The organism is Candidatus Clostridium radicumherbarum, from assembly GCF_045310525.1.
GTDB classification, from domain to species: domain Bacteria; phylum Bacillota; class Clostridia; order Clostridiales; family Clostridiaceae; genus Clostridium_AT; species Clostridium_AT radicumherbarum.
The window spans coordinates 440,087-466,421 of record NZ_JBJHZY010000002.1 but is presented as its reverse complement, the minus strand read 5'-3'; the positions used below and the strand labels follow the sequence as shown (position 1 = coordinate 466,421).

The 26,335-nt window shown below is 36.0% G+C and carries 26 protein-coding genes and 1 pseudogene; 20 read left to right on the top strand and 7 right to left on the bottom strand.

From position 1 onward, the window contains the following. Positions 1–60: 60 nt before the first annotated feature. Both ACJDUH_RS11990 and ACJDUH_RS11985 read left to right on the top strand, forming a co-directional pair. The gene (locus ACJDUH_RS11990; protein WP_406765437.1) at positions 61–789 is read left to right on the top strand and encodes an amino acid ABC transporter permease; all 729 of its coding nucleotides are present in this window, start codon (positions 61–63) and stop codon (positions 787–789) included. 32 nt (positions 790–821) lie between these two features. Continuing rightward, the gene (locus ACJDUH_RS11985; RefSeq protein WP_406765436.1) at positions 822–1,547 is read left to right on the top strand and encodes an amino acid ABC transporter ATP-binding protein; all 726 of its coding nucleotides are present in this window, start codon (positions 822–824) and stop codon (positions 1,545–1,547) included. 483 nt (positions 1,548–2,030) lie between these two features. Here the strand turns inward: ACJDUH_RS11985 and ACJDUH_RS11980 are convergent, their stop codons facing one another. The 6 genes from ACJDUH_RS11980 to ACJDUH_RS11955 all read right to left on the bottom strand — a co-directional run bounded on the left by ACJDUH_RS11980 (position 2,031) and on the right by ACJDUH_RS11955 (position 7,442). Further along, a complete protein-coding gene (locus ACJDUH_RS11980) occupies positions 2,031–3,509 on the bottom strand; it encodes a tetratricopeptide repeat protein (protein ID WP_406765435.1) in 1,479 nt (492 codons plus the stop codon). 104 nt (positions 3,510–3,613) lie between these two features. Beyond that, the gene (locus tag ACJDUH_RS11975; RefSeq protein WP_406765434.1) at positions 3,614–4,414 is read right to left on the bottom strand and encodes a hypothetical protein; all 801 of its coding nucleotides are present in this window, start codon (positions 4,412–4,414) and stop codon (positions 3,614–3,616) included. An 83-nt stretch (positions 4,415–4,497) separates the two neighbouring features. Beyond that, positions 4,498–5,160, bottom strand: coding sequence for an HAD family hydrolase (locus tag ACJDUH_RS11970; RefSeq protein WP_406765433.1), 663 nt, complete (start codon positions 5,158–5,160; stop codon positions 4,498–4,500). Positions 5,161–5,231: 71 nt separating this feature from the next. Next, complete coding sequence (locus ACJDUH_RS11965; RefSeq protein WP_406765432.1) at positions 5,232–5,567, bottom strand: DUF6054 family protein; 336 nt, start codon at positions 5,565–5,567, stop codon at positions 5,232–5,234. Positions 5,568–5,809: 242 nt separating this feature from the next. Beyond that, positions 5,810–6,328 carry a hypothetical protein gene (locus ACJDUH_RS11960; RefSeq protein ID WP_406765431.1) on the bottom strand — a complete coding sequence of 173 codons (519 nt, stop codon included), beginning with the start codon at positions 6,326–6,328 and terminating at the stop codon, positions 5,810–5,812. A gap of 274 nt (positions 6,329–6,602) precedes the next feature. Then, complete coding sequence (locus ACJDUH_RS11955; protein WP_406765430.1) at positions 6,603–7,442, bottom strand: class I SAM-dependent methyltransferase; 840 nt, start codon at positions 7,440–7,442, stop codon at positions 6,603–6,605. Between the two features lie 408 nt (positions 7,443–7,850). Between ACJDUH_RS11955 and ACJDUH_RS11950 the strand changes: the two genes are divergently transcribed. The 5 genes from ACJDUH_RS11950 (at position 7,851) to rlmD (ending at position 12,687) form a co-directional block, all read left to right on the top strand. After that, positions 7,851–8,459 carry a TetR/AcrR family transcriptional regulator gene (locus ACJDUH_RS11950; protein WP_406765429.1) on the top strand — a complete coding sequence of 203 codons (609 nt, stop codon included), beginning with the start codon at positions 7,851–7,853 and terminating at the stop codon, positions 8,457–8,459. 44 nt (positions 8,460–8,503) lie between these two features. Next, positions 8,504–9,247 (top strand): HlyD family secretion protein, encoded by a 744-nt coding sequence (locus tag ACJDUH_RS11945; RefSeq protein ID WP_406765428.1) that lies wholly within the window; start codon positions 8,504–8,506, stop codon positions 9,245–9,247. Continuing rightward, positions 9,244–10,026 (top strand): ABC transporter ATP-binding protein, encoded by a 783-nt coding sequence (locus ACJDUH_RS11940; protein WP_406765427.1) that lies wholly within the window; start codon positions 9,244–9,246, stop codon positions 10,024–10,026. The genes ACJDUH_RS11945 and ACJDUH_RS11940 overlap by 4 nt, the downstream gene beginning before the upstream one ends. Before the next feature lie 5 nt (positions 10,027–10,031). Further along, positions 10,032–11,162, top strand: a complete 1,131-nt coding sequence (locus tag ACJDUH_RS11935) for an ABC transporter permease (RefSeq protein ID WP_406765789.1) — start codon at positions 10,032–10,034, stop codon at positions 11,160–11,162. 139 nt (positions 11,163–11,301) lie between these two features. Then, positions 11,302–12,687 carry a 23S rRNA (uracil(1939)-C(5))-methyltransferase RlmD gene (gene rlmD / locus ACJDUH_RS11930; protein ID WP_406765426.1) on the top strand — a complete coding sequence of 462 codons (1,386 nt, stop codon included), beginning with the start codon at positions 11,302–11,304 and terminating at the stop codon, positions 12,685–12,687. A 101-nt stretch (positions 12,688–12,788) separates the two neighbouring features. Here rlmD and ACJDUH_RS11925 read toward each other — a convergent pair whose 3' ends face one another. Further along, positions 12,789–13,676 (bottom strand): fructose bisphosphate aldolase, encoded by an 888-nt coding sequence (locus ACJDUH_RS11925; RefSeq protein WP_406765425.1) that lies wholly within the window; start codon positions 13,674–13,676, stop codon positions 12,789–12,791. Between the two features lie 880 nt (positions 13,677–14,556). Here ACJDUH_RS11925 and ACJDUH_RS11920 point away from each other — a divergent pair. From ACJDUH_RS11920 to ACJDUH_RS11860, 13 genes and pseudogenes are all read left to right on the top strand, one after another. Continuing rightward, on the top strand, positions 14,557–16,035 hold the full coding sequence (locus ACJDUH_RS11920; RefSeq protein WP_406765424.1) for an Lsa family ABC-F type ribosomal protection protein: 1,479 nt from the start codon (positions 14,557–14,559) through the stop codon (positions 16,033–16,035). A 121-nt stretch (positions 16,036–16,156) separates the two neighbouring features. After that, positions 16,157–16,711, top strand: a complete 555-nt coding sequence (locus ACJDUH_RS11915; protein ID WP_406765423.1) for a TetR/AcrR family transcriptional regulator — start codon at positions 16,157–16,159, stop codon at positions 16,709–16,711. Positions 16,712–16,835: 124 nt separating this feature from the next. Continuing rightward, positions 16,836–18,656, top strand: a complete 1,821-nt coding sequence (locus ACJDUH_RS11910; RefSeq protein WP_406765422.1) for an oleate hydratase — start codon at positions 16,836–16,838, stop codon at positions 18,654–18,656. A gap of 338 nt (positions 18,657–18,994) precedes the next feature. Next, positions 18,995–19,129: a hypothetical protein gene (locus ACJDUH_RS11905; protein WP_406765421.1), complete on the top strand. Its 135-nt coding sequence runs from the start codon at positions 18,995–18,997 to the stop codon at positions 19,127–19,129. Between the two features lie 136 nt (positions 19,130–19,265). Then, positions 19,266–19,934, top strand: a complete 669-nt coding sequence (locus ACJDUH_RS11900) for a nitroreductase family protein (protein ID WP_406765420.1) — start codon at positions 19,266–19,268, stop codon at positions 19,932–19,934. A 391-nt stretch (positions 19,935–20,325) separates the two neighbouring features. Continuing rightward, positions 20,326–20,649, top strand: coding sequence for a PadR family transcriptional regulator (locus ACJDUH_RS11895; RefSeq protein WP_406765419.1), 324 nt, complete (start codon positions 20,326–20,328; stop codon positions 20,647–20,649). Beyond that, positions 20,649–20,996 (top strand): DUF1048 domain-containing protein, encoded by a 348-nt coding sequence (locus ACJDUH_RS11890; RefSeq protein WP_406765418.1) that lies wholly within the window; start codon positions 20,649–20,651, stop codon positions 20,994–20,996. The genes ACJDUH_RS11895 and ACJDUH_RS11890 overlap by 1 nt, the downstream gene beginning before the upstream one ends. Before the next feature lie 9 nt (positions 20,997–21,005). Further along, positions 21,006–21,353: pseudogene (locus ACJDUH_RS11885) on the top strand (DUF1048 domain-containing protein); the annotation flags it as partial. A gap of 18 nt (positions 21,354–21,371) precedes the next feature. Further along, on the top strand, positions 21,372–22,133 hold the full coding sequence (locus ACJDUH_RS11880) for an ABC transporter ATP-binding protein (RefSeq protein ID WP_406765417.1): 762 nt from the start codon (positions 21,372–21,374) through the stop codon (positions 22,131–22,133). Beyond that, complete coding sequence (locus ACJDUH_RS11875) at positions 22,130–22,885, top strand: ABC transporter permease (protein ID WP_406765416.1); 756 nt, start codon at positions 22,130–22,132, stop codon at positions 22,883–22,885. The genes ACJDUH_RS11880 and ACJDUH_RS11875 overlap by 4 nt, the downstream gene beginning before the upstream one ends. A 130-nt stretch (positions 22,886–23,015) precedes the next feature. Next, a complete protein-coding gene (locus ACJDUH_RS11870) occupies positions 23,016–23,759 on the top strand; it encodes a TetR/AcrR family transcriptional regulator (RefSeq protein ID WP_406765415.1) in 744 nt (247 codons plus the stop codon). Between the two features lie 24 nt (positions 23,760–23,783). Continuing rightward, positions 23,784–24,686 carry an ABC transporter ATP-binding protein gene (locus ACJDUH_RS11865; protein WP_406765414.1) on the top strand — a complete coding sequence of 301 codons (903 nt, stop codon included), beginning with the start codon at positions 23,784–23,786 and terminating at the stop codon, positions 24,684–24,686. After that, positions 24,683–26,302 carry an ABC transporter permease gene (locus ACJDUH_RS11860; RefSeq protein WP_406765413.1) on the top strand — a complete coding sequence of 540 codons (1,620 nt, stop codon included), beginning with the start codon at positions 24,683–24,685 and terminating at the stop codon, positions 26,300–26,302. The genes ACJDUH_RS11865 and ACJDUH_RS11860 overlap by 4 nt, the downstream gene beginning before the upstream one ends. Positions 26,303–26,335: the final 33 nt, after the last annotated feature.

Genomic DNA, 26,335 nt, shown 5'->3' with positions numbered 1-26,335 from the left:
TGTAGTATAGATATTAGATTGGACAAGCTGCCCTGCACAATAAAGCAGGAGTGATTAAAAATGAGTTTTCAATGGGTAATAAGAATTATTAAAGATAACTGGCCAATGCTCCTTCGTGGAGCTGGCATGACACTTTTGATTTCAATGATTGGTACTATATTAGGCTTTTTTATTGGCCTTATAGTAGGCGTTGTACGAACTATTCCAATGCCTGAAAGAGGTATAAAAAAGGTAATTCTTAAAGTTATTAATGCTGTTCTCTTCATATATATAGAATTATTCCGTGGAACACCAATGATTGTACAAGCTATGGTAATTTACTATGGTTCTGCCTTAGCTTTTGGAATAGATATGAACAGATTAACAGCAGCAATATTTATTGTTTCTATTAATACTGGTGCCTACATGTCTGAAATTATCCGTGGAGGAATAGTTTCAATTGATAAGGGACAAACTGAGGCGGCTCAGGCTATTGGTATGACACATCTTCAAACCATGCTTAATGTTGTACTGCCCCAGGCAATTCGCAATATTTTGCCAGCAATGGGTAATGAATTTGTCATCAATATAAAAGATACATCAGTGCTTAACGTAATATCTGTAACAGAGCTTTATTTCGAGACAAAGTCAATTTCAGGAAATAATTTTAGATATTTTGAATCCTTTTTCGTTGCATGTATTCTGTATTTTATAATGACCTTTACAGTAACAAGAATCTTACGTTTTATAGAAAAGAAATTAGACGGACCAGAAAATTACACTATGTATGCTAATCAGATGCAGATATAGGTGCAAGGATTTATAAAAAGGAGACTTAGAAAATGGAAAATGTAATTGCGGTTCAGCATTTAAGTAAATTCTTTGGGACTCATGAGGTATTAAAGGACATAGATTTCTCAGTAAAAAAGGGAGAAGTGGTCTGCATAATAGGTTCCTCTGGCTCAGGAAAATCAACACTTCTTCGCTGTATTAATCTTTTGGAAAAGCCAACTAGCGGCGAAATTATCTACAGTGGAGAAGACATTTTAGATGACAAGCATAATATAAATGAGTATCGTACAAAGCTAGGTATGGTATTTCAGCAATTTAACTTATTTGACAATCACAATGTTTTGCATAACTGCATGGTTGGACAGATAAAAGTACTGAAGCGCTCAAAGGAAGAAGCCAAAAAGGTTGCTTTAAAATATTTAAGGATTGTAGGCATGGAGCAGTATGTCAATGCTAAGCCTAAGCAGCTATCAGGCGGTCAAAAGCAGCGTGTAGCCATTGCTAGAGCACTTTCAATGGAACCTGATGTTATTCTTTTCGATGAACCAACCTCAGCACTGGATCCTGAAATGGTTGGGGAAGTTCTAAAGGTTATGAAGGAACTGGCTCAAAGCGGCCTCACCATGCTGGTAGTTACTCACGAAATGGGCTTTGCAAAAGAAGTATCAGACCGTGTTGTATTTATGGATAAAGGAGTTATTGCAGAAGAGGGAACCCCCGAGCAAATCTTCAATAATCCTACTGTAGAGCGTACAAGGGAGTTTTTAAAAATTTAATAATGGCATCCACATGAGTTATTACTTATTGAATTTAAAAGGCAGCTTTCAGAGCTGCCTTTGCTGCGTTCTATTATTAAATAAACTATCATTAAGAATAGTTTGCTTGTTCTTTATTTTCTCCTCACGCTTAGTCCTATACCCCAAACTACTACCCCAATAAAGGTTGAGGCAAAAACCTTTATTGCCAAATTATTTTGTTTTATGAAAGAAATAAATTCTGACGGATTAGTTAAAATTTTATGTTTGTATTCATACCCAAATTTTATGATGTTTAAATCAAATAATGTCCATAGAATAAAGATTGCCAAAATTGAAATAAGAAACAATATAAACAATATAAACTTTCTCAACACAATCAATCCTTTCTTATTAAACATTATTTTAAAATATATATATCGTAAAACTTGTATATATACGTCAGATAAGAAGATTTTATTGAACTATATAAAAGTACATTAATCCCTAAAAGATATATTTACTTTAATTTACTGCTTTATCTTTAGATAATTGCTTATCAGCAATTTCTTTTTTTAAGAGGGATAACCTATGTTTGGCAAGAGAATTATCTGGTTCTTTTTCCAGAACTATATTTATTGCTTTCTTAGCCTTGTCCAGTTCACCTTTATTCTCATATAATTCACCCAGATCAAGCAGGGCATTTATGTTATCAGGCTTGGATTTTATATAGTTTTCTAGACATTCAATCCTTAAATCCCAATGTAAGTCTGGAAAAGGAGAGGGAGTAGCCATTTTAAAATATTTTTTCCAATCATTATTAGCATCTGTTTGAAGGCTCTTTTCATAATCTTCAACAGAAAAACCAACAACATCATTAAAAGCAGTAGTAAAATCTTCATTTTTGGTTTTTAGCAATATATCTTTTATTATATTCTTGCCTTTTAATAAAATCAGTTCGTCTACCGCATAATAGCCTTCTGCATATACATTAGTTTCATTACAATAATTTTCCCATTGCTTTTCTGTTTCTAGTTTATCGAGATCTACCATAAGCTTTGGCGGATCTATCCCTCCTCCTTCTTCGCCCATATATGAGGCAATTCCTTCATCAAACCATGCTGGGATGCTTTTCCATGGTAATTGATTTTGTTTCATAAAATCAAGATAAAAATGATGAGCATATTCATGAAGTATAGTATTTTTCAAATTCGCGCTTTTAATTCCAAGAGCTAGGGCATCTTTGTAACAATCATTTATATAAATATATGCTGTTTCTTCATCATCAATATATAATCCGTCCATATTTGTAAAGCCGGGGTTTCTTTTACTGAATATCTCCTTGTTATAATCAAATCTAATTGATATTGGAGAAATTGCAACATTAGGAAAGATTTTATTATTTTCTGAAATGGCATCATCCAAATAAGCTTCTATTAACGGCAGTGCCGGTTGAAGTTCAGAGTTGTAATAAATCGTAATATTTTTATGGGTTACAGATAAAAAGGAAGTATTGTAGCTGCTTAGATCATTACTTTGCTTATAAGAATTTTTATTTTGGTTATATATTTTCGAATATACCTTTAGCTTGGCAAAAACATCATTGCCATAATCCTTTGCAAGTACTGAATTGGTCATATTGATGAATTGAAAATTTATGCATAGGGTAATTAGCATAATTAGGAAAATAAGTGCACTGAGCCTTCCATTAGTAAATGAAACCCTTGATTTCCCGGTGATGATCCATGATATTCCATAAATAAACAAGTTTAAAAATGTAAATATAATTACTTTTTCTGCAATCTTGTTTCCCGCTTCATTAAGGAAAAGAGAAAGTATAAAAAAAAGAAGAGTAGGAATTACAAAAGCTATTATGGGGAAAAGTGCAGATTTAAATTTTCTTATTTTGGATTTATTAATATTATTTAATTTGTTTTCAATTGACTTGGAATCATCCTTTCCTGAAATGATGCTTTCCTGGGGAAGCTCTTTATTATCTCTCATAAAGACACCTCATTATATTTTGAATAAAATGTATATATGATTATTCTTCACTTACTCTAATTACTTTTATTTTTCTATATAGATTAATACAAAAATAAAATACGTTATGGGTTTGTAGTAAGTATAGTTTCAATATTCTTTTGAGAAAATTCATACCAAACTGCAGCTTTTTTCCCTGATTGTTCATTTGCAAAAGAATCAAAGGATTCTTTTGTAACTGGTTTATTATTAATGAAGTATGATATGGTTAAGTTAGCATCACCTTGACTTGACTTACTGTATCCTAATGTGTCAGTTTTAGGGGCATTTGCCTCAAAGCTCAATTTTCCCCAGCCATTATCTGCTGCACCGTTTGAGAAACGAAATGTTCCATCTGCTTTTAATTCTTCTAAACCTCTGTATACAATAAGGTATCCATAAACTATACCATTCATATAATGCAAAATTTCATAAAACTGTGGCTCGTTACCAACTGACAATTCAAGAACAACTTCAGGCTTATTGTCGCTGTCCATGTCCAGTACCGTAAAATGCGTTACTTTGAAGATGGTTCCATAAATTTCTATGTTAGTTAAAAAATCATTTAAGTATAAATTTTTCTTGTTATCTGTACTAAAAAATTCAGCCTTATTCTGCAATACTGCCAATATAGGATTATAAGTTGAAACCTGAGTTTCTGTATTTTCACTTTTACCCTCTATAGAAGTAGAAGAAGGATTTGTTGAAACATTGGTGCCAGTGATTTTGTTACTATTTGTACTACTTGAATTATTTGTACTACTTACACTATTTGTATTACTAGCACTACTTGTACTACTGATTGTACTTAAATTACTGCTAGAACACCCAGTAATTGAAATACTTAGCAGAAACACAAGAAGCATACTTATTATTTTGATTTTCATTCAAATCACTCCTATAAAATCTAAATTATCATTGGCTCGCTTTATAATACAGCTGCTTAACAATATAAGAATACAATTTGCTGCTAATCTGTGGATAATAGAAACTTCTTAAATGTTTCTACTGTTGAAAAATAGTAATCTGAATTATTTCTCATGTAATCTTCTATTTCGGGAATTATGTGAGACCATCCTGCTGCTGCAAATTTTACATTACAACTTCTTGACATATCTAATCCAGGCTTTAAATCATCTAAAACCAATATATCATTGGTGTCTAAATTAAATCTTCTCATAATTTCAATAATTGGATAAGGATTTGGTTTTCTCTGGTACTCTTCTAATTCCCAACCAAATATTAAATCTGGACTCAAATCACAATGTAAAGTGTAGTCTCTTAAAATTTGTTCACTTTCTGAATGAGAAACGACACATATTATGCCGCCCAATTTTTTATATTCTTTTATTAGTTCAGGAAAACCTGGATAAAAGTCAGGGGATTTTTCTTTCGTATAACTTTTCCATATTTTATATTGGTAATCTTGCTCCTCCTTGCTAAATTTTAGAACATCCTTACATAGCTCTGAAAAACCAGGACTAAAACAATATGAGACAAATTCTTCAAGACTCAAAGAACTCATATCTGGTCTTAAGGCTTTTAGGGCATTTATAAAGGATGGGTAATGAATGTCGGGTGTACTTTTAACTACTGTATCATCGTGGTCTAAAATTAAGCATGGGTATTTCAATTTAAATCCTCCCTTAACTATCTGGAACGGTCACAAATTTCTTTTGCATATGGTAAGATAAAAAGTAGGAATTATTTCATTTGTTCTATACTATTTTCTACTATTGCCACCATATCATCTTCTGCACCAAGACTAAAGTTAAAAAAAACGCCCTTTCCTCCTCCAGCACCGATTGCTGAAATAAAGATATTGCTACCATTGCCCACTATGGTAAGGCTTAAACTTGCTCTGTTTCCATTTCTCGCAAAATATTTATCGTAAACTTGAACTGCTATTTTAGTATCTCCAGTAGTGTAACTGCTTTCGTCAACTAAATTCATAGATATTCCACTATTACCAATATCCTTTTGTAGACGATTGACCACTTCCTCAAATTGGCCAACAACAGTCGTTTCATACTTTGCCATATTCCACCCTCCCTTATTATAGTTAGCTATTTTTTTATTTCTATATTACACCAATTATAACATAAGTAGTAATAAACCTATATACCTTTATCCTATTTCACCACCATTAAAAACGTCACAAACGCTTATTGCTTGTGACGTTATAAAAGAAAAATGCGAAGTAACTCTCCTATAACATTTCACTATGAATGTGATTTTAATTATATTTTCAACATAGATGCCAGTCACATCACAAAGTCATATTATTTGGTATAGTCGAAAAAGTCTTTCCATCCACTCTCAATAAAAGATTTTAATTCAGGCGATAATAGTCTAATTTCCTCCCGTTTTGAAGGATTAGTACGAATAGTAACCTGTCCTTTAATATTTTGTGATGGTATTAATTTTTGATTATTTATATAGCCTTCGCTCACAGACGAATTTATAAATATTTCTGTTCCGTTTTTCAATTCTATCATGAAATATGCTGGCGTACTTCCATTAGAGATAGCCTCATTACTGGCATTACCCATTATTCGCCCTAACTTTAGCCAATTTAAAATATTATTGACCATATATTTATCTTCTTTTTTGTTCAAATCAAAGTACAAGTCTTTATATTCTCCTAGTCTGACATTACCTAAAGTTGGAGGTATTATTTTTACAGATTTTATATCTTTATAAGCAGGTACTTTGAACCTTCCTCCATTATATGTAAGAATCGCTGAAGTAATTGCCAATACTAAGATTATAGTTTCTGGTATAATTAACCTTCTTTTCATTTTATCGCTCTCCTAATATATTTATATAGTGAGACGGATTAATTACAGAAAAAGTTCCAAATTTAATACAGAAGAGACGCTTTATTTTACCATTGTTTTTATACATTTATTGGAGTTATCAAAGCAATAAAAATAAAGCCTATGCTAAAATAAAGCACAGGCTAATCATACTCATTTTTTGAAATGCAATATTTTCTATTATGCCATAATATATGAAGATAGAGAATCATCTTAACTAAATGTTATGCTTATTAGTAGCTGTTAATGACGTAATTTATTTGGATTTATCTACTACATAAATGATATTCATTCCGCAATCAAGAGTTCCTGGCAGTTTTGTAAATTCAATCTCTTGCTTTACAATAAGCTCCCAAAGCTCTTTATCTTGTCTTGCATTTTCTAACGCATCATTTCTTGATTGAGAAAACAAACCTGCTGAACTTTTTTCTATAACTTTTACTGGAAAATTTGAAAAGAGAGTATCCATTTCAGAACTTCTCATCATATGTACATAGTGCTTACTTGGGACAGGATAATGTTGTTCATCTTGAACCCCTGTATCAAATAACCATTTAGTTGCTTCAATTCCAAATAAGTTTTTTTCCTCTCTGATACCATCTAAATAAAATAATGATGAACCTATGAAACTCATGGCTCCGATAATCAGTTTGCCTCCTGGTCTTAATACTCTAAGCATTTCTTCTATTCCCATTAATTCCTTTTCAAGCAAATAATTAATAACACCTCCTATACAAACTATGCAATCAAATGATTCATTCTTCATAGTTGGCATATTAACTACATCTAGTATTAAAAAATCTTTAATACGATTATACAATGATAATTCTTTCATCTTTTCTTTATTAAATTCAACTTGATGAGATGATATATCGGCAACAGTAAGTTCTTTGCACATTTTTACAATATCTTTCGTATATCTTCCAGACCCTGCTCCGATCTCAAATACGCAATCCGATGGTTTTATATACCTCTTTAAAATATCTAAATGAACATTATATAAAAGTTCTCCCTGTGAGTCCCTTTCAAGTCTAGTCCACTCTCTGTCGCCATAATTGTCATAATGATTTCTGGGTATTTCGGGGTTGTAACTCATGAAAACATCTCCTTTTAAAATTTAATAATAAAATATCTGTAATGTCACAAATGTCACTTTCATTCATACAACCACCTCCCAAGCATTAAATTATGTTTAATTCATATTTAAGTACCATGTTGAATTAATTTATTGGTAATTATATCATATTTTCTTATTTTTTAACACCTTGCTATATAATTCTAAAAGATGACCACTCTATCAAATTAATTTAAATTTTATTTAAGTAAATAAAGTTTTCTGTTAATGAACTACATTATTGACTATTGTAAATATTGGAATTATAATAAAAGTGAGTAATCACTCATATTTTATTTATCATTAATAAATAAAATACTTGGAGTGACTCATTAGATAAATTTTGTAATTTAATATTTGTATTTTACATAATTAAAGGAGTGTGATAACTTGACTCGAGGAAATAGGGAAGAGGAAATACTAGAGGCTGCGGTTAAGATATTCTCTGATAAGGGCTACAGTGCTGCAACCACTAGTGAAATCGCAAAAGAAGCAGGAGTTGCTGAAGGAACTATATTTAGATATTTTAAAACCAAAAAGGATATCCTAACTAAGGTAATGGTAAAGATGGTTACTGTTATGGGTGAAAAAATAATGTCCAAGAGGCTAACAGAAATCTTTGAAAATAATAAGCATTTAAATGAAAGAGAAATGCTTAAATATCTTTTAAAGGATAGACTTGCTATTGCTCTTAAATATTTTGATATGGTTAAGGTAGTTTTAACAGAAATTCAATATCATGAGGATTTAAAAGAAGCCTTTGTTAATAATATTATTATAAAGGGCAAGGACCTTTTATCTTTATATTTTAAAGAAGGTGTGGAAAAGGGGATTTTTAAAGATTTAGACATAAATATTACTATAAGATCCTTACTTGGGATGATGGGAATGTTTATTGTACAAAAACAATTCATACCAGAGCTAATTTCAGTTGAGGATGATAAGCAGCTGGATATAATGTTGGATATATTTTTATATGGCATAGCAAATAAGAAATAGAATTAATTATAAATATGAAAGTTTATTAAAGGGAGTGGGTAACGGTGAAAAAATTAATAGCCTTATTAATGACCTGTACATTTTTAGCTACCATTACAGGCTGCACAGCAAAGCAAGCTGATGATACCAATAAATACACAGCTACAGTTGAGGCTGAAAGTGTATATATTCCATCAGAGACAAATGGTAAGTTAAGTGATTTATCCATTAAGCAGGGAGATATAATTAAAAGCGGTGATAAAATTGCAGTTGTGGATACATCTGCTCTTGCGCTTCAGAAAAAGCAGGCAGAAGCAGACCTAACTATGGCAAAGTTAAAGCTTGATGATTTGCCAAGCAAAGCTTCGGATAATATAAAGCAGCAGGCGCAGGCAGCGGTGGATCAGGCACAGGCTTCTGTAGATTTAATTCAGCTTCAAATTTCAAAAGCCACTATTACTTCTTCAATTGATGGTACAGTTTCAGATGTATTTATTCACAAAGGAGAAATGGCTGCTCAAGGAATGAATATTGCCAAGGTAATAAATCTTAAGGATAAATATATTAAGGTATACGTAGAAGAAGCAAAGAGAAATGCTGTTAAGCTCGGTGACAGCTTACCAATATACTATAATGATAAAAAATTAGCAGATGGCAAGGTTGTATTTATAGCACCTCAATCTGAATTTACTCCTAAAAACACGGAAAGTAAAAGCGACAAGGATAAAACTGTGTTTGAAGTAAAGATTAGTTTAAGTGATGCTGCTGATTTATATCCAGGTATGATGGTGGATGTGGTGATAAAATGAATGCAATAGAAGTAAAGGATTTAACGAAGAATTTTGGCAGTTTTACTGCAGTAGATGGTATTAGTTTTGAAGTACCTAAGGGTAAAATCTTTGGCTTTTTAGGGCCTAATGGCTCAGGGAAATCCACAACAATACGAATGCTTTGCGGTGTACTTACTCCTACAAAAGGTACAGCAGAGGTTCTTGGCTACGATGTAAAAAAAGAAGCAGAGAAAATTAAGCAAAATATTGGCTATATGTCTCAGAAATTCAGCCTTTACGAGGACCTTACTGTTAATGAAAACCTTGATTTTTATGCAGGCATCTATGGCCTTTCTAAGACTCTTAGAGAAGAAAGAAAAAAGGCAATCATTGCTATGGCAGGCTTAAATGGAAGAGAAAAGAATATAACTAAGAATCTCTCAGGGGGCTGGAAGCAGAGGCTGGCTCTAGGTAGTGCTCTTATTCATAGGCCTCAGTTATTAGTGCTTGATGAGCCTACAGCTGGGGTTGATCCCGTATCAAGAAGGATATTTTGGGAGATGATTTATACTTTAGCAAAGCAGGGAATAACTATTCTAGTTACCACTCATTATATGGATGAAGCTTCTAGCTGCGATTTATTAAGCTTTATATTTGATGGTAAAATAATGGCTACTGGCACACCTAAGGAGCTCATTGAAAGAGAACAGGTAAACAACTTGGAGGATGTGTTTATTAAATATGTGGAAAAGTCAACGAATCAAAAAATAGAAGCCTCCTTTGAAGAGCTTAAAAGCATTATAAAGGAAGATAGGTGATGGGGATGAATTTCCAGAGGTTTAAGTCTATTATAAAGAAGGAATTTATACAAATAAAAAGAGATAAGGCAAGCTTTGGAATAGCTATTGGAATGCCCATAATGATGATACTCTTATTTGGTTACGCAGTAACAACTCAGCTTGAAAATATTTCAACCGTTGTGCTGGATCAAAGTAAAACCGCTGAAAGCAGAGAACTTATTAAAAGCTTCCAAAATACTTTATATTTTAATATTAAGGAAGAGGTCAACAGTGTGGATACTGCCGAAAAGGAAATAAACAGCGGTACAGCTCATGCAGCTATTATAATTCCTCCTGATTATTCAACCCAGTTATTAAACAAAGAGAAACCTACTATTCAGCTTTTAATAGATGGATCAGATCCTACAACAGCGCGAACTGCTTTTAGCAATGGGGTTTTGGCAGGACAAAGTCAGGGGCTAAAGGTAATGTCAAGTTTAAGTGAGAAGTTATCACAAAAACCTCAGCTTGGCGGGATTGATGTAAGTACAAAAGTGCTTTATAATCCAAGCCTTAGAAATCAAAATTATACAATACCAGGGCTAGTAGGGCTTGTAATGCAGAATATAACTGTATTGTTAACAGCCTTTGCATTAGTACGTGAAAGAGAAAGAGGAACTATAGAGCAGCTTATTGTCTCTCCAATAAAGTCCACTGAGCTTATACTTGGAAAGCTTGTACCCTATGTTATGATTGGCTTCTTAGACTTTTTGTTCTCCTTAGCACTTGGAATGATGTGGTTTAATGTGCCTATTCACGGTAGTCTTGGACTATTATTATTCTTAGGAGCCGGCTTTGTAATATGTGCTCTTGCCATTGGAATACTTATATCAACGGTTTCTAAAACTCAGCTTCAGGCAATGCAGCTTAGCGTAGTTACGATTTTACCCAGTGTTCTTTTGTCAGGCTTTGTATTTCCAAGAGAAGCTATGCCGAAAATAATACAGCTTATCGGCTATGTTCTTCCCTTAACTTATTTCTTGAATATATTAAGAGGTATAATAACAAAGGGCGTAGGAATGGAATATTTGTTTAATGATGTTGCTCTTCTATTTGCATTAGGATTAATTTTACTTATAATAAGTATTGTAAGATTTAAGAAAAAACTTGACTAGGTGGTGGTGGCACATGGACGTTTCTCTTGTCACATTAGCTTGGGCTGGGATGTCTCTTGCGACACATTGAACCTTGCACTATCTTATATATTAGGTTGCAGCAGAAACGTCCCTCTGCCACCTTTGCGAAGGAGAAAATATGGCTGAAAATATAGCAGTTGAAAAAAATAAGGAATATATTATAGAAATAAAATCACTTGGCTTTGAAGGCGAGGGAGTAGGTAAAATCAATGATTTTACTGTATTTGTGCAGGGAGCTTTAAAAGGTGAAACAGTTAAAGTAAAGATAGTAAAGGTAGCAAAGAGCTATGCCCATGGTAAGCTAATTGAGATTATAAAGCCGTCTGAATTTAGGATTGAGCCTAAGTGCGGAATATATAAAAAGTGCGGCGGCTGCCAGCTTCAACACATGACCTATGAAGCACAGCTTGCATTTAAAACTCAAAGAGTAAAAGAGGTTATGGAGAGAATTGGAAAGCTCTATAATGTTGTTGTCCATGATGCTTTAGGAATGAAGGAGCCTTTTAGATATAGAAATAAGGTGCAGCTTCCTGTAGGATATGCAGATGGAAAGGCTCAAATAGGTTTTTATGCTCCAAGAAGCCATGATATCATTGATATGGATAGCTGCCTTATTCAAGATGAAGCTGCAGATAAGGTAGTTAAGCTTACTAGAGAATGGATAACAAAATATAATGTTAGGACCTATGATGAAAATTCTGACAGCGGGCTTATTAGGCATATAATGGTGAGAAAAGGCTTCAAAACTGGCGAAATTATGGTAGTTCTAATTACCAAGGAAGAAAAACTGCCTAATTCTAAAGATTTCATAGATATTTTGGTTAAAAATATAGAAGGCATAAAAAGTATTGTGCAAAATATTAATCCTAAGAAAACAAATGTTATTCTTGGGGATAAAAATATAACCTTATGGGGACAAGATAAGATTACTGATTATATTGGGCAATTTAAGTTTAATATATCACCTCTGTCCTTCTTCCAGGTTAATCCTGTCCAAACTGAGATTTTATACAAGAAGGCTCTTGAATATGCTAACTTAACTGGTAATGAAACAGTATTTGATGCATACTGCGGGACTGGAACCATATCTCTATTTTTATCTCAAAAGGCCAAGAAGGTTTATGGAGTTGAAATAGTACCTCAGGCTATTGAGGATGCAAAGAAAAATGCAGTAGAAAATAATATTACTAATGCAGAATTCTTTGTAGGGCAAGCTGAAAAGGTAATTCCAGAGCTTATTGATCATGGAATAAGTGCTGATGTGGTTGTGGTGGATCCTCCTAGAAAAGGCTGTGAAAAAAGTCTATTAGAGGCTATAAGCAAAATGCAGCCTCAGAGAATTGTTTATGTGTCCTGTGACCCGGCAACTTTAGCTAGAGATTTAGGAATACTTAAGGAATTGAACTACGAAACTAATGAAATTCAGCCAGTGGATATGTTCCCGGGAACATTTCACGTTGAGTGTGTAGCAATGATGACGTATTGTGGTGATAAGAAGAGATAAGACGGTTTGACCACAAAATGTTGTGGTTTTGAAACAAAAAATGTCGAATCTCCCTTCTATTTTATTTTCTAATTAAATAGAAGGGAGATCCGGTAAAACCATTATGAAATTGATGCTGCATAAATAGCTTTAATGGAGCTTGACAATGTCCCATTAAATTCTTCAACCGTTTGCTGAGCTGTCAGGCCTTGAGATAGAGCACGCGAAAAGCTGGCGATCAATCCTTGATTACGTGATAGCTTTTCATTAGCTTCAATTTGAGTATATCCCCCGGACAAAGCCACAACCCGTACAATATGAGGATCACTCATTAAATCGCTAAAGAAATTATCTTTTGTTGGTATGGATAGCTTAAGCATGACTTTTTCATCTTGTCTAAGACTAGATAATTGATTAAAAATTTCATGCTTCAATATTTTTTCGGATTCTTCCTTATCCGGGCTGTGAATATCCACCTCAGGTTCAATAATTGGAACCAGCCCGGCCTCAATGATTCGTTTACCAATCTCGAATTGTTGCTCAACCACCTTTTTTATTCCTACGTAGTTGGCATCTTTAATAACAGAGCGCATTTTGGTTCCGAAAATGTTCTTTTCAACAGCCCGCTTTAAAAGATTGTTCAAATCCGAGATTGGTTTCATAAGCTGAACACCATTCTCAATAGCTGCCAGTCCTTTGTCAACCTTTAAAAAAGGAACGATGCCCTTCTTCTCCCAAAGGTAATCAGCAGTAAATAAATCATTAACGGTACGGTCCATTGTGTTCTCAAATAAAATGGCGCCCAAAATATACTCGGAAGTAAATGTAGTACTTGTTATAATCCGTTTTCTCATGTCATGCACTAAGTTAAACATTTCTTCTTTATTAGAATAGTTGTCTTCCTTAATTCCATATTGAAGAAGTGCTTTTGGAGTACTTCCGCCACTTTGATCTAAGGCAGCTATAAAGCCTTTTCCTGTATGGATTCGATCCGTTTGCACCTTATTCATTAAATTATCTCCTTTCTACGAAAAACAAAATGATATCTTAAATTTTATTATAGCACGTTTGCACACTTATATACAGTTCCCTGTTTAAGCTCACTCATTAAAAACCAAAATGCTATAATATGGTTGTTCTAGACAAATATTAATTATAATGAAATTAAAATAAAAATATGAAGGGCTCAAGTATGAAGGAGATTAATGCGTTCGCTGGGGTATCCTGGAGGAGATATCAAAATGCAGAACCAGCTGTGGGATGTAACAAAAAAGCTTTTACAGCAGAAAAGTTTTATTGATTAAGTTTTAAAAAAGACATTTATTTTATTCTATATATCTTTCCGCAAAGGTCCCACCAGGTTCAAATGGCATCTTTTTTAACCGTTCAAGGCATATGGAGTGTGTTATGAATATAGAGAAGAAATAGATTTTCTTGATTCACTCTTTATTGACTTTTCCGATGTATAATAGTATACTGATAGAAAATTTGAAATTTGAGGTGAAAAAATGATTAATTTTTCTTGCTAATTTTTAAAGTACATTTAATACAAAGATAAACAGGTGAATTCTGTTTGTTTTGTTGTACTTATGCAAGAAAGTTATTATTTTTCTCTTAATATATACACTTGTGTTATGCTATAATTTTTAGCTTAACTACGTATATCTATGAGCTGTAAGAATAATTAATTCTTGCGGCTCTTACTTTTTTATAAATAATTCGAATAAGGAGGATAAATAATATTATGATAAATAAAGACACTTTGCTAACACATGATAATCTCCATATAAAGTCGGATACTGCAGGCAACACTTATATGGAGTAATAACATGGTCGCCTATTGTTCCGACTTTGTTATTTATACTATTAAATACAGAGGAGGACAAAAATATGTCTTTAATAAATATTACAAATCTAACCTTTGCTTATGAAGGTAGCTATGATAATATTTTTGAAAATGTAAGTTTTCAAATTGATACCGATTGGAAGTTAGGCTTTACTGGAAGAAACGGAAGAGGAAAGACTACTTTTCTAAATCTTTTGCTTGGGAAATACGAATATAATGGAAACATTTCAGCTGATGTGACTTTTGAATATTTTCCTTATGAGGTGCAGGAACAAAGTAATTTCACCATAGATGTCATAAGGGAGATTAGTCCAAATTCAATGGATTGGGAAATAATAAAAGAATTATCTTTATTAGATATGGACTACGATGCTTTATATAGACAGTTTTATACGCTATCTAAAGGAGAACAGACCAAAGCATTGTTGGCTGCTATGTTTTTGAAGGAGAACTCCTTATTACTTATTGATGAGCCTACCAATCATTTGGATGCTGAAGCTAGGCAAAAACTAAGTAATTACTTGAAAAAAAAGAAAGGATTTATTCTGATTTCACATGATAGGTATTTTTTGGATAATTGTGTTGACCATATCTTGTCTATTAATAAAAGTAATATTGAAATACAAAAAGGAAATTTTTCTTCATGGTGGAGAAATAAAGAATTACAAGATGGCTTTGAGCTAGCAGAAAACGAAAAATTGAAAAAGGATATTAACAGACTGTCCAGCTCGGCAAAACGTACATCTATGTGGTCAGATAGCGTTGAAAGCACCAAGCATGGAACTACTAATTCTGGAAGCAAATTAGATAAAGGATATGTTGGACATAAAGCTGCAAAAATGATGAAGCGTTCTAAAAATATAGAAACTAGACAACAAAATATGATTGAGGAAAAATCAAAGCTTCTTAAAAATATTGAATCAAATGAAAGTTTAAAAATAGTACCGCTTACTTTCCATGATAAAAAGCTTGTAGAACTTACGGATGTTGCAATTGAATATGATGATAGAATTATCTGTGAGGGAGTAAGCTTCACTATTGAGCAAGGAGAAAGAATTGCTATTCAAGGAAAGAATGGCAGCGGAAAATCTAGTATATTGAAATTAATTTATGGAGAAGACATCCCCCATAGTGGAATTGTAAGAAAGAATAATAAGTTAAACATTTCCTATGTTTCACAAGATACTTCAGATTTAAATGGTAACTTATCTGAGTATGCAGATAAACACTGTATTGATGAGAGTTTATTTAAATCGATACTTAGAAAACTTGATTTTTCAAGAGGACAATTTGAAAAGAATATGGAGGATTTTAGTGGAGGACAGAAGAAAAAGGTTTTGCTTGCAAAAAGTTTGTGTGAACGGGCACATTTGTATATTTGGGATGAACCATTGAATTTTATTGATGTAATTTCTCGTATGCAAATTGAGAAATTGTTAATTGAACATGAATCTACAATTTTGTTTGTTGAGCATGATAGTGCATTTTGTGAAAATGTTGCAACAAAAACAATAAAATTGTAAAGGTAGAAATGGCAATGATACTAATCAGTTCTTGCAGATTCTTAGCCTAAATGTATAGAACTACACCTCAGCTTAAAGTATAATATCTTATGTATACCGACAATTAAGGGAGGTTACTACTTTGCATAATGAGACGAAAGCTTTACTAGCAAATACTTTAATAGTTATGCTACAAAAAAGACCAATCGACAAAATAACTGTAAAGGATCTTGTTGATGAATGTGGACTAACGCGACAGACTTTCTATAACCATTTTTATGATATATATGAACTTGTTGAATGGATTTACTTACAGGCTACTGAAAAATCACTTGCAGAAAAGAAGGATTATGATACCTGGCAGCGGGGCTTTTATCAGGTGCTAATTTCCATTCTCAATAATAAAGTTCTAGTGCAAAACACCTATCGATCTACTAATCGTGATTCCTTAGAAAGATATATGTATACTGTAATCTATGATCAGATTATTGCTGTAGTGGAACGGCAAGCTATTGGAATGTCTGTTGATCAGAAACACAAAAATTTTATTGCACATTTTTATAGTCTAGCTTTTATAGCACTCATTTTTGAGTGGCTAAAGGATGGGATGAAAGAAAAACCAGAAGATATAGTAGAGCAAACGGCTGTATTAATAAAAGGTGATTTTGAAAAAGCATTAAAAAAATACGCAAAATGATCATAATTTACAAATAAGGGGGTGTGTAAAAAATGTTTACATTCCCCCTTATTTGTAAATTGTTTTAATAATCCTCATGACTTACATTATATACAAGACGATGTCTTACAAATAAAATATAAAGATGAAAGAGGGTTATATTATTATGAATATTTACACAACTATGTATCATCCTCACAAGCCAGCGGGGATTAATGGACGTAAAGCGCATATCGTAGGAGGAGGTATTGCCGGACTTGCCACTGCAGCTTTTTTGATTGACGATGCCAAGATGCCAGGAAAGAACATCACCATTTATGAAAAGAAACCAGTCATGGGCGGTTCAATGGACGGAACCAGAAACGAACAAGGCTATCTTTGTCGTGGTGAGCGTGAACTTGAACCATATATGGAGTGTCTCTGGTATCTGTGCAGCAAAATACCTTCTCTAGAAAACGAAGGACGTACCGTGCTTGACGATATCGTAGACTTCAACAGGGATGAACCTATACACACCGAGTCCCGTGTTATCATAAATCAGGGAGAGATAGACAGCCACTATCATGAATATAAGCTTGAACCAAAATATGTTGCAGCTATGAACAAGATTGTTGCTTCATCCGAAGAAGAGCTTGCCGATAAAAGGCTTGATGAATTCTTTGACGAAGCTTTCTTTAAAACTAACTTTTGGACTTGCTTCCATAGTCAGCTAGCTTTTAAGCACTACCACAGTGTTATTGAGTGCAGACGTTACTGGCAGAGATTTACATTCGTAAACCGCCATGAATATCTGGAGGGCTTTATCCATACAAAATATAACGAGTATGATGCTATTATTCTCCCAGTTGAAAGGTGGCTCATTGACAAGGGTGTAAACTATGTTAACAGCTGCTCAGTATATGATTTAGATATGGATGCTCACAGTAATACGGTACAAGCTATCCTAATGAACCAGAATGGTACCGAAAAGACCATACGTGTCGGCGTTGAGGATTTAGTATTTGTAACGAACGGCTCAATAAGCGAAAACAGCTGCTTTGGTGACAACAAGACTGTTGCTCCTACAAACCGCGACATAAAAGACATGGGCACCTTTACTATCTGGCAGAACCTTGCCAAAAAAGACGAAAAATTTGGTCACCCAGAAAAATTCCTCGGTGATATCGACAGAACAAAATGGCTTTCTTTCTTCCCGACTGTAAAGGGCTATCCTGAGTTTTTTAAAAGAATTGAAGAGATGTCCGGAAGCCCAGCAGGCACTGGTGGCCTGATGACATTCAAGGATTCCAATTGGGATATATCCTTTGAAATACATCACAAGCCTTTTTTTTCATATCAGGCTGACGATGAGGAAGTCGGCTGGGGCTATGGCCTGTATGGTGAGAACGTTGGCAACTATATTAAAAAGCCTATGTGCGACTGCACCGGTGATGAGATACTGACAGAACTTCTGTATCATCTTGGTATGCTTGATATTAAAGACCAAGTTCTAGCTCATACTTATATGTCTACTGCCATGATGCCTTATGTTACAAGTCAGTTTATGCCACGGAAGGTAAGTGATCGTCCAAGAGTTGTACCTGATGGATGCACTAATTTAGCATTCTTAGGTCAGTTTGTAGAGGTCGATGATGATGTTGTATTCACAGTTGAAACTTCCGTTCGTACTGGACTTGAGGGAGTTTATAAACTTCTAAATTTGGATAAGGATATTATTGAGGTCAATCCTTCCCGTTACGATGTTCGTTACATGATCGAACGCGCAAAGAAGTTCAACGGAATAAAGGGTGCTGTCAAGGAAGAAGATCTGCCAAATGTTGATCCATCAATGCTTCCTGCTTTCAAGAAAGCTGTTATTAACAAAATTAACAGCATACCACCGTATTATCAGATGTACCTCGGACGTGACAAAACTGTGCCATTAAAAGATTCAGTTCTTCACCCTGGAGCACCACTGAGTAAATAAGTATAAATCAAATGAGGGATAATGTTCTCTGCGTCATTGTAAACATAGGGCTTAATACCCCTATTTGAGTGTCTATTAAATAATAATTTATATGCCTCCGGTACAGTCTGAACTGAACCAGAGGCATTTTTTATAAAAATTATTAATATTATGCTTATTTAAGAACTAATTAATCGTTGATCAATTTCTTGATGTAATTTATTCTATTATATATAATATGAATAATTATGTATATAAATAAGGTTGAATCCGATTTTTGTATTAGAAAACCAAGCATTTCTCATCATCTGCAAATACTAAAGGACGCAAGGATTATAAATATGCACCGAGAGGGTACCATGAATTTTTATTACGTAGATGCAAATGAGAGTGAATGGGGAAAAATAGCTGACCTTATAAATCATGTGCATGCAATTGTGCAAAAGGCTGCTCAAACTGGCTATCCACAAGAAATATGTGAAGCTAATTCCTAAAAAGATATTAGCAAATAAGGGTATGCCAGCATCATTATCAATATGATTTCCAGTAGTTTTACTTTTCTGTAGTTAGTTTATCTACTGGAAATTAGCTTAAAACTGACTACAAATCTTATTAAATAGGAGAATTAGTATGGATATTTTTGAAACAATGAAAGCACGTCATTCGGTACGAACCTATAACAACAGAAAAATTGAGCCTAATGTTGTAAAGGAACTTCATATGCTTATTGATCAATGTAATAAAGATAGTGGTTTACATATCCAGTTATGCCTTGATGAGCCCAATGCCTTTGACGGCTTTATGGCACATTACGGTAAATTCAACAATGTGAAAAACTATATAGCACTGATAGGGAAAAAGTCTAAAGATTTTGATGAAAAAATAGGATATTATGGTGAAAAAATTGTTCTGAAGGCTACAGAACTTGGACTAGGTTCCTGTTGGGTAGCAATGAGTTATAGTAAAAGCAAGTGCAGTGCTGCAATAGATAAGGACGAGAAGCTTATTTGTGTTATTTCTTTGGGGTACTTTGACAAGGATGGCGTTCCACATAAAACGAAGAGTATAGAAGAATTAAGTCGAGTAAATAGTAATATGCCTGATTGGTTCCGCAGCGGAATGGAAGCAGCACAGCTGGCGCCTACCGCCATGAATCAGCAGAAATTTCTTTTTATTCTTGATGGGAATAAAGTCACCGCAAAAGCTGGCATGGGATTTTATGCAAAGCTTGATCTAGGAATAGCAAAATATCATTTTGAGCTTGGTGCTGGAATAGAAAACTTCAAGTGGTCAAATTAAAAGAAGCTGTACTTTGGTGGTAAAATTATAATTCAGCCCTTTAAAATATTTGATTATAATAGTTAACTGTCACGATAGTGGCAGTTTTTTTGTATAAATCTCATCGGTAACATGTTCGTTGGGAGAATTTTAGTTTCTAAAAAATAAACCTCTAGACAACCACACTATTCTGTGTTACTATATACTAGTAATAAGTAATACTGAATACAAGTTATACAGAATAGCAAGGATGTAAAAGTCCTAAACGGACTTTTACGAGGTATAAAACCTAAATGGGCTTATACGGGTAGTCTGCCGATGAGTAATCGGCAATCTAGACTAGCCAGTGAAAGCGAGAGGAAGCGAGTAGTCTAAACTACTCAGTGCTTGACCACTAAAAGGAGGAATTACATTGGAGAACCTTACGGAAATGCTCAAAGGCGTGCTGGAAGGCTGTGTTCTTGAAATCATCAGCCACGAGGAAATCTACGGTTACGAGATCACGCGGAGGCTGAACGCCCTTGGATTCTCGGACGTTGTGGATGGGACAGTTTATACCATTTTGGTGCGGCTTGAGAAAAACAATTTGGTGGAAATTACGAAAAAACCATCCGATATGGGGCCGCCGCGAAAGTTTTTCGCGCTCAACGACGCAGGGCGTAAGGAACTACGGAAGTTTTGGGAAAAATGGGAGTTCGTATCATCAAAAATTAATGAGTTAAAGGGGAAAATATAATGAATTTCTGGGAGAAAATCACAGGCAGCGATATGACAAAAGAATTGAAAACTTTTGAATCGCGAGCCAAAAATCTACCGACTGATTATCAAGCGGCATGGGAAAAAATTAATACCAATCTTTGGAAGCACTCAGATTTCACCGGTCGCAACCTAATGCCAATTCTTGACGGTGTGCTTGGCCTGCTCGAAGAAACGGCTGCGGAGGGTCAAAGTGTCCAAGAGGTTTTGGGTGACGATATCAAAGGCTTTTGTTCAGCGCTGGCCGGCGAAGAAGGGGCAAAGTCTTATCGCGACAAGTGGCGCCAGCAACTCAACAATAATATCTCAAAAAAATTAGGTAAATAGGAGGATAAAATGAGCATACAAGATATCATCGAAGGCAAAAAAAAGTGGCGAGCGCACGTGGCACGTGTCAAAGTGCTCCCGCAAGATTATCAGCTTGTTTATAAAGAGATTCAAAAATATCTCTTCAAGGTCGGCCCTGTTGAGCTAACCGAGGGGACGGGTTTGCTCTCGGGGATTATCGATCTTTTTGAAGAGGGCGCTGCTTTGGGGAAAGGCGTACTTGAAGTGACGGGCAATGACGTAGCTGCTTTCTGCGATGATCTAATCAAAGATTCAAAAACTTACGCTGACATCTATCAAGAATCTGTTGACCAAAAAGTATACAAGGCCATGAAAAAGGTTACGGATAAAACAAAGTAAAAGGGGGATATCAGGATGGAAAAAGCAATCGAAGTCAGAGGTCTGCGAAAGTCTTTCAAGGACACAGAAGTCCTAAAGGGTGTCGATTTTGAAGTGAAGCGAGGTGAGATTTTCGCTCTACTTGGCTCCAACGGTGCGGGCAAAACCACCACCATCAACATCCTTTCGACACTTCTGAAATCCGACGGGGGAAACGCGACAGTGAACGGTTTTGACGTAGCTTCGCAGCCTGACAAGGTGCGTCAATCTATCAGCCTCACCGGGCAGTTCGCCGCCGTGGACGGCATTCTCACTGGGCGGGAAAACCTTATATTGATTGCCAAACTCCGGGGGATACGAAATCCCTCTCAGACCGCCGACAACCTGCTTGAACGTTTCGGATTAAGCGATGCGGTAAACAAACGGGTAGGCAATTACTCCGGCGGCATGGTACGCAGGCTTGACATCGCCATGAGCCTTGTGGGAAAGCCAGCCATCATCTTTCTCGACGAGCCTACGACTGGGCTTGACCCTGAGGGGCGGCTTGAGGTCTGGAAAACCGTTAAGGAGCTTGCCGGCAGCGGCGTGACGATTCTGCTTACGACGCAGTATCTGGATGAAGCTGAACAGCTTGCCGACAAAATCGCGATCCTGAAGGAGGGCAAAATTATTGCTAACGGGACGCTTGAAGAACTCAAAAAGCTGTTCCCACCCGCAAAGAAAGAATATATCGAAAAACAGCCGACACTTGAGGAGATTTTCCTCGCGATCATCGGTAAAGGAGGTCAAACAAAATGAAAAACAATACAGTTGTTCTGACCGAGCGCTTAATGAAGCACATATTGCGCAGCCCGGACACGATTATTACGGTGGCACTAACGCCGATTGCGATGATGCTTATGTTTGTCTATGTGTTCGGCGGCGCGGTAAAAATGAGTTTGGGCGCTGATGTGAATTATATTAATTACCAACTGCCGGGCATACTGTTGATGGCTATCGCGTCCGGAATAGCCTACACCGCCTATCGGCTGTTTCTGGATATGCAGAAAGGGCTTTTCTCGCGGTTCAATTCCATGCCTATCAGCCGCTCGTCGGTGCTGTGGAGTCATGTGCTGACCTCTCTTGTGTCCAACATGCTTACGGTGGTTATTATTATCCTCGTTGCGCTTATTATGGGCTTCCGTTCAAGTGCGGGAATACTTAACTGGCTCGAGGCAGCGGGAATACTCGCACTATACACACTTGCGCTGACATGGATCGCGGTCATTCCGGGGCTCACTGCAAAGTCTATGGAGGGCGCGTCCTCGTTCTCATATCTACTGCTATTCCTACCCTTTCTCAGTTCAGCTTTTGTGCCCACCGAAACGATGCCCAAAATCATCCGTGTTTTTGCTGAGAATCAGCCTGTAACGTCAATCGTGGAGACCATACGCGCTTTGCTGAACTCCGAACCCGTAGGAAACGATATATGGATAGCCCTAGCTTGGTGTGTCGGTATCATGGTTGTTGCTTACCTATTCGCGATGAAGGCGTATCGAAGCAAGATATGAAAACGCTAAACTAGGACTATTATTCATAAAAAGTTATATTTCTAATGCAATTTTTCTAGCTAAATCCTCACATTTCTAAATTGTAATCAAAATAATTAACAAGATTGACTTCAGCTGTTTTCCAGAATATTTGGCGCTGCTTGGTAGCTGTAATAGATTTGGAAATAAAAGTAAAAAGTTTATTTATCTATTGACTACTGTGGTCAATTATGCTATTATTGACCAAAAGGGTCAAAACAAAGGAAGTGTGATAGTGATCTCAAAATTTTTAAATTTGGAACCCGAAAAACGGGAGAGAATCCTGAACGCGGCTATTAATGAGTTTGCACAAAAGGGCTTTAAAAACGCGTCAACAAATGAAATAGTCAAGGAAGCCGGAATTTCAAAAGGCCTTCTTTTTCATTATTTCAAAAATAAGAAGCAGCTTTATCTTTTCTTATACGATTATTTAATGGAAATTATGAAAGAGGAATATTTTCAAAAATTATGGCTTGATGAGAAGGATTTTCTGGAAAAAATGCGGATGGCAGCTCTTACAAAGCTTGAGCTTTTCCGAAAATATCCGCTGATTTTCAAATTTTTCTTAACTGCTTATTCTGAAACTGATGGTGAAGTCAGAAATGAAGTAGCTGATAGAAATCAGAAGCTGATGGAAATCAATCTTCCGAGAATTTATGACAACGTGGATTTGTCAAATGTAAGGGATGGTGTTGACCATCAAAAAGCAATTAATTTAATAGTATGGGCACTTGAAGGTTATGCAAACAGTAAAATCCCTGAGTTCAAGACAATGGGTGAAGATGAATTTTCTGATATGGTTACTGAAATGGGAACCTATCTAGAAATATTAAAAAAATGCTTTTTTAAGAGTTAAAATTATTGGAGGAGGATCAAGACTATGAATGTTATCGAAGTTCGCGAATTACACAAAAGTTTCGGAAAAGTACAGGCCCTGCGAGGTCTTAACCTTGAAGTACCACAAGGTAAGGTTTTAGGTTTTTTGGGTCCCAACGGTTCCGGTAAAACCACTACAATCCGTATCTTGCTCGGTCTTTTAAGATCTGATAAGGGCACAATTTCATTGTTTGGAGGCGATCCTTGGAAGGATGCAGTGGAGCTTCACAAGAAGCTAGTCTATGTTCCAGGTGATGTTGCTCTTTGGCCAAAGCTGACAGGCGGCGAGGTTATCGACGTTCTGAGTTCTTTAATAGGCGGCCTGGAACCTGAACGCAAAAAGAGAATGATTGAGAAGTTTGACCTTGACCCCACAAAGAAAGCCCGCACATATTCAAAAGGTAACCGCCAGAAGGTGGCTTTGGTTGCTGCGCTGGCTTCTCGTGCTGAGCTGCTTATCCTAGATGAACCAACATCAGGACTTGATCCGCTTATGGAAGCTGCATTTACTGACTGCATCCAGGAAATCAAGAAAGAAGGACGCTCTGTTCTACTGAGCTCACATATATTCTCAGAAGTAGAAAAGCTTGCTGACACAATCACCATCATTAAGGAAGGTGTCACTGTAGAATCCGGTACACTTGCAGAATTGCGCCATCTAACACGCACTCATATTTCGGTTATTTTAAAGAAAGACGCCTCTGCACTTAGAAGCTTTAATGGAATTCATGATTTCCGTGTTGAAGGGCAGCATATTTCCTTCTCTTTAGACAATGAGGCTATGCCAGCTGTGTTAGGGCAAATTGCTGCAATGGATCCGATAGGCCTTACTGTCAATCCACCGAGTCTGGAGGATCTGTTCTTAAGCCATTATAAGAGTGGGGATGGGACGGTGAGTGGTAAATGAGCAAATCCGTTTCAAGTACCGCAGTAACACCGAAAAATACACTTGCAGGATTCGGGAAATATTTTCGTTTTACTTTAAAACACAATCTTGTCCGATATATTGTCTGGATTGCAACAATCGTTTTCCTTATTGCATATGTGGGTGTATATTACAAATCAATGTTTGATACTCAAGCGAAGCTTAATGAGTTCGCTGCTGTGGGTTCTACTGCCGGAATGGTGGCTATGATTGGTAAAATCAGTAATATGGCTACTATTGGTGGTGCTGTGTGGACCAAGATCTGGATGTTCTCGGCTTTGACACTTGGAATTGGTATGGTATTTCAGGTTACAAAAGGTGCAAGAGCCGATGAAGAAAACGGTCGTACCGAGCTATTCCGTTCAAGACCTTTCGGAATACATTCTACACTTGCATCAGTTGTCAGCGGAGCACTTCTATTATGTGCGGTAATTGGCATACTTACCGCTATAGCTAGTATTGCACTTAAATTGGATCCCCCCGGCAAAGGAGTAACCGGATCTTTAATATTAGGTTTGTCAGTTACTGCAATCGGATGGCTGGGTGTGGGAATCGGCGCTTTGACTAATCAGTTATCGGCAAGTGCAAGCATTGCAAATTCCAGCGGTTCAATCATTATTATGGTCTTCTATTGTATGCGTATGATCGGCGATATGGGCAGCAATGATACTCTTACATGGCTATCCCCCATCGGTTGGGGCGAAAAAATGGAACCTTGGGCATATAACAGAGGCTGGCTGATTATCCCGATAATCATACTCACTGCAGCTCTTATTGCAGTTGCATATGTTATCGAATCGCGTAGAGATTACGGTTCTGGCGTACTTAAAGAGAAAAAGGGAAAATCTGAAGCTACACCGCTTATGCGCCGTTCCTGGGGTCTCATTCTGCATCTTTATAAAGGCAGTATTATCGGTTGGTCTATTGGTATTGTAATTGCTGGGCTCATGTTCGGTTCCGTTGCAAAATCCATGCTCAGCCTGTTTGCCGATGCCAATGTCCCAATGCTTAAGGGCAGCGGTATTGATGCTTTGATGGGATTACTTCTGTGCTTCATCGGGCTTGTCAGCGTGGTGTTACCAATGCTGATTATGACAGGACTACGTTCTGATGAGGCAAAAGGTTTGCTTGAATCACAGCTTGCCGGAGGAATATCACGGAGCAGAATGGTTTTAGATAGATTTATTGTAGGAACTCTTGTAACAGCTTTACTACTGATGCTTGGCGGCGCCTCCTTCGGTTTGTCCTACGGGGCAGCTGCAAATGATATGTCACAGGTAGGTAGGCTAGCAATTGATGCATTGATTTATCTGCCAGGAATCATGGCGATTACCAGCGTAGTGGTTCTGCTCTTTGGCATAATTCCACGTGCTACTATTCCGGTAACCTGGTTTATCTATGGAATGATGTATTTTGCTGTTTTACTAAGTGATGCTTTGAAGCTTCCTCAATGGGCGTTAAATATTATACCTTTTATCGGAACACCAAGAATTCCGTATCAAGCCTTTGATGCTTCCGTTTTCGGATACCTAGCAGCTGCAATAATATTTGTGCTTATTGGTATTATAGGCCTTGGCAAAAGAGATATACCAAGATAGAAATTGCCATCCATTACTATGGAATATAACATC

Excerpts from the sequence above, each read along its gene's own strand:
- ACJDUH_RS11990 (WP_406765437.1), top strand. The coding sequence starts at position 61 with ATGAGTTTTCAATGGGTAATAAGAATTATTAAAGATAACTGGCCAATG.
- ACJDUH_RS11985 (WP_406765436.1), top strand. The coding sequence starts at position 822 with ATGGAAAATGTAATTGCGGTTCAGCATTTAAGTAAATTCTTTGGGACT.
- ACJDUH_RS11980 (WP_406765435.1), bottom strand. The coding sequence starts at position 3,509 with ATGAGAGATAATAAAGAGCTTCCCCAGGAAAGCATCATTTCAGGAAAG.
- ACJDUH_RS11975 (WP_406765434.1), bottom strand. The coding sequence starts at position 4,414 with ATGAAAATCAAAATAATAAGTATGCTTCTTGTGTTTCTGCTAAGTATT.
- ACJDUH_RS11965 (WP_406765432.1), bottom strand. The coding sequence starts at position 5,567 with ATGGCAAAGTATGAAACGACTGTTGTTGGCCAATTTGAGGAAGTGGTC.
- ACJDUH_RS11960 (WP_406765431.1), bottom strand. The coding sequence starts at position 6,328 with ATGAAAAGAAGGTTAATTATACCAGAAACTATAATCTTAGTATTGGCA.
- ACJDUH_RS11955 (WP_406765430.1), bottom strand. The coding sequence starts at position 7,442 with ATGAGTTACAACCCCGAAATACCCAGAAATCATTATGACAATTATGGC.
- ACJDUH_RS11940 (WP_406765427.1), top strand. The coding sequence starts at position 9,244 with ATGAATGCAATAGAAGTAAAGGATTTAACGAAGAATTTTGGCAGTTTT.
- ACJDUH_RS11935 (WP_406765789.1), top strand. The coding sequence starts at position 10,032 with ATGAATTTCCAGAGGTTTAAGTCTATTATAAAGAAGGAATTTATACAA.
- rlmD (WP_406765426.1), top strand. The coding sequence starts at position 11,302 with ATGGCTGAAAATATAGCAGTTGAAAAAAATAAGGAATATATTATAGAA.
- ACJDUH_RS11925 (WP_406765425.1), bottom strand. The coding sequence starts at position 13,676 with ATGAATAAGGTGCAAACGGATCGAATCCATACAGGAAAAGGCTTTATA.
- ACJDUH_RS11920 (WP_406765424.1), top strand. The coding sequence starts at position 14,557 with ATGTCTTTAATAAATATTACAAATCTAACCTTTGCTTATGAAGGTAGC.
- ACJDUH_RS11910 (WP_406765422.1), top strand. The coding sequence starts at position 16,836 with ATGAAAGAGGGTTATATTATTATGAATATTTACACAACTATGTATCAT.
- ACJDUH_RS11905 (WP_406765421.1), top strand. The coding sequence starts at position 18,995 with ATGAATTTTTATTACGTAGATGCAAATGAGAGTGAATGGGGAAAAATA.
- ACJDUH_RS11900 (WP_406765420.1), top strand. The coding sequence starts at position 19,266 with ATGGATATTTTTGAAACAATGAAAGCACGTCATTCGGTACGAACCTAT.
- ACJDUH_RS11890 (WP_406765418.1), top strand. The coding sequence starts at position 20,649 with ATGAATTTCTGGGAGAAAATCACAGGCAGCGATATGACAAAAGAATTG.
- ACJDUH_RS11880 (WP_406765417.1), top strand. The coding sequence starts at position 21,372 with ATGGAAAAAGCAATCGAAGTCAGAGGTCTGCGAAAGTCTTTCAAGGAC.
- ACJDUH_RS11875 (WP_406765416.1), top strand. The coding sequence starts at position 22,130 with ATGAAAAACAATACAGTTGTTCTGACCGAGCGCTTAATGAAGCACATA.
- ACJDUH_RS11865 (WP_406765414.1), top strand. The coding sequence starts at position 23,784 with ATGAATGTTATCGAAGTTCGCGAATTACACAAAAGTTTCGGAAAAGTA.
- ACJDUH_RS11860 (WP_406765413.1), top strand. The coding sequence starts at position 24,683 with ATGAGCAAATCCGTTTCAAGTACCGCAGTAACACCGAAAAATACACTT.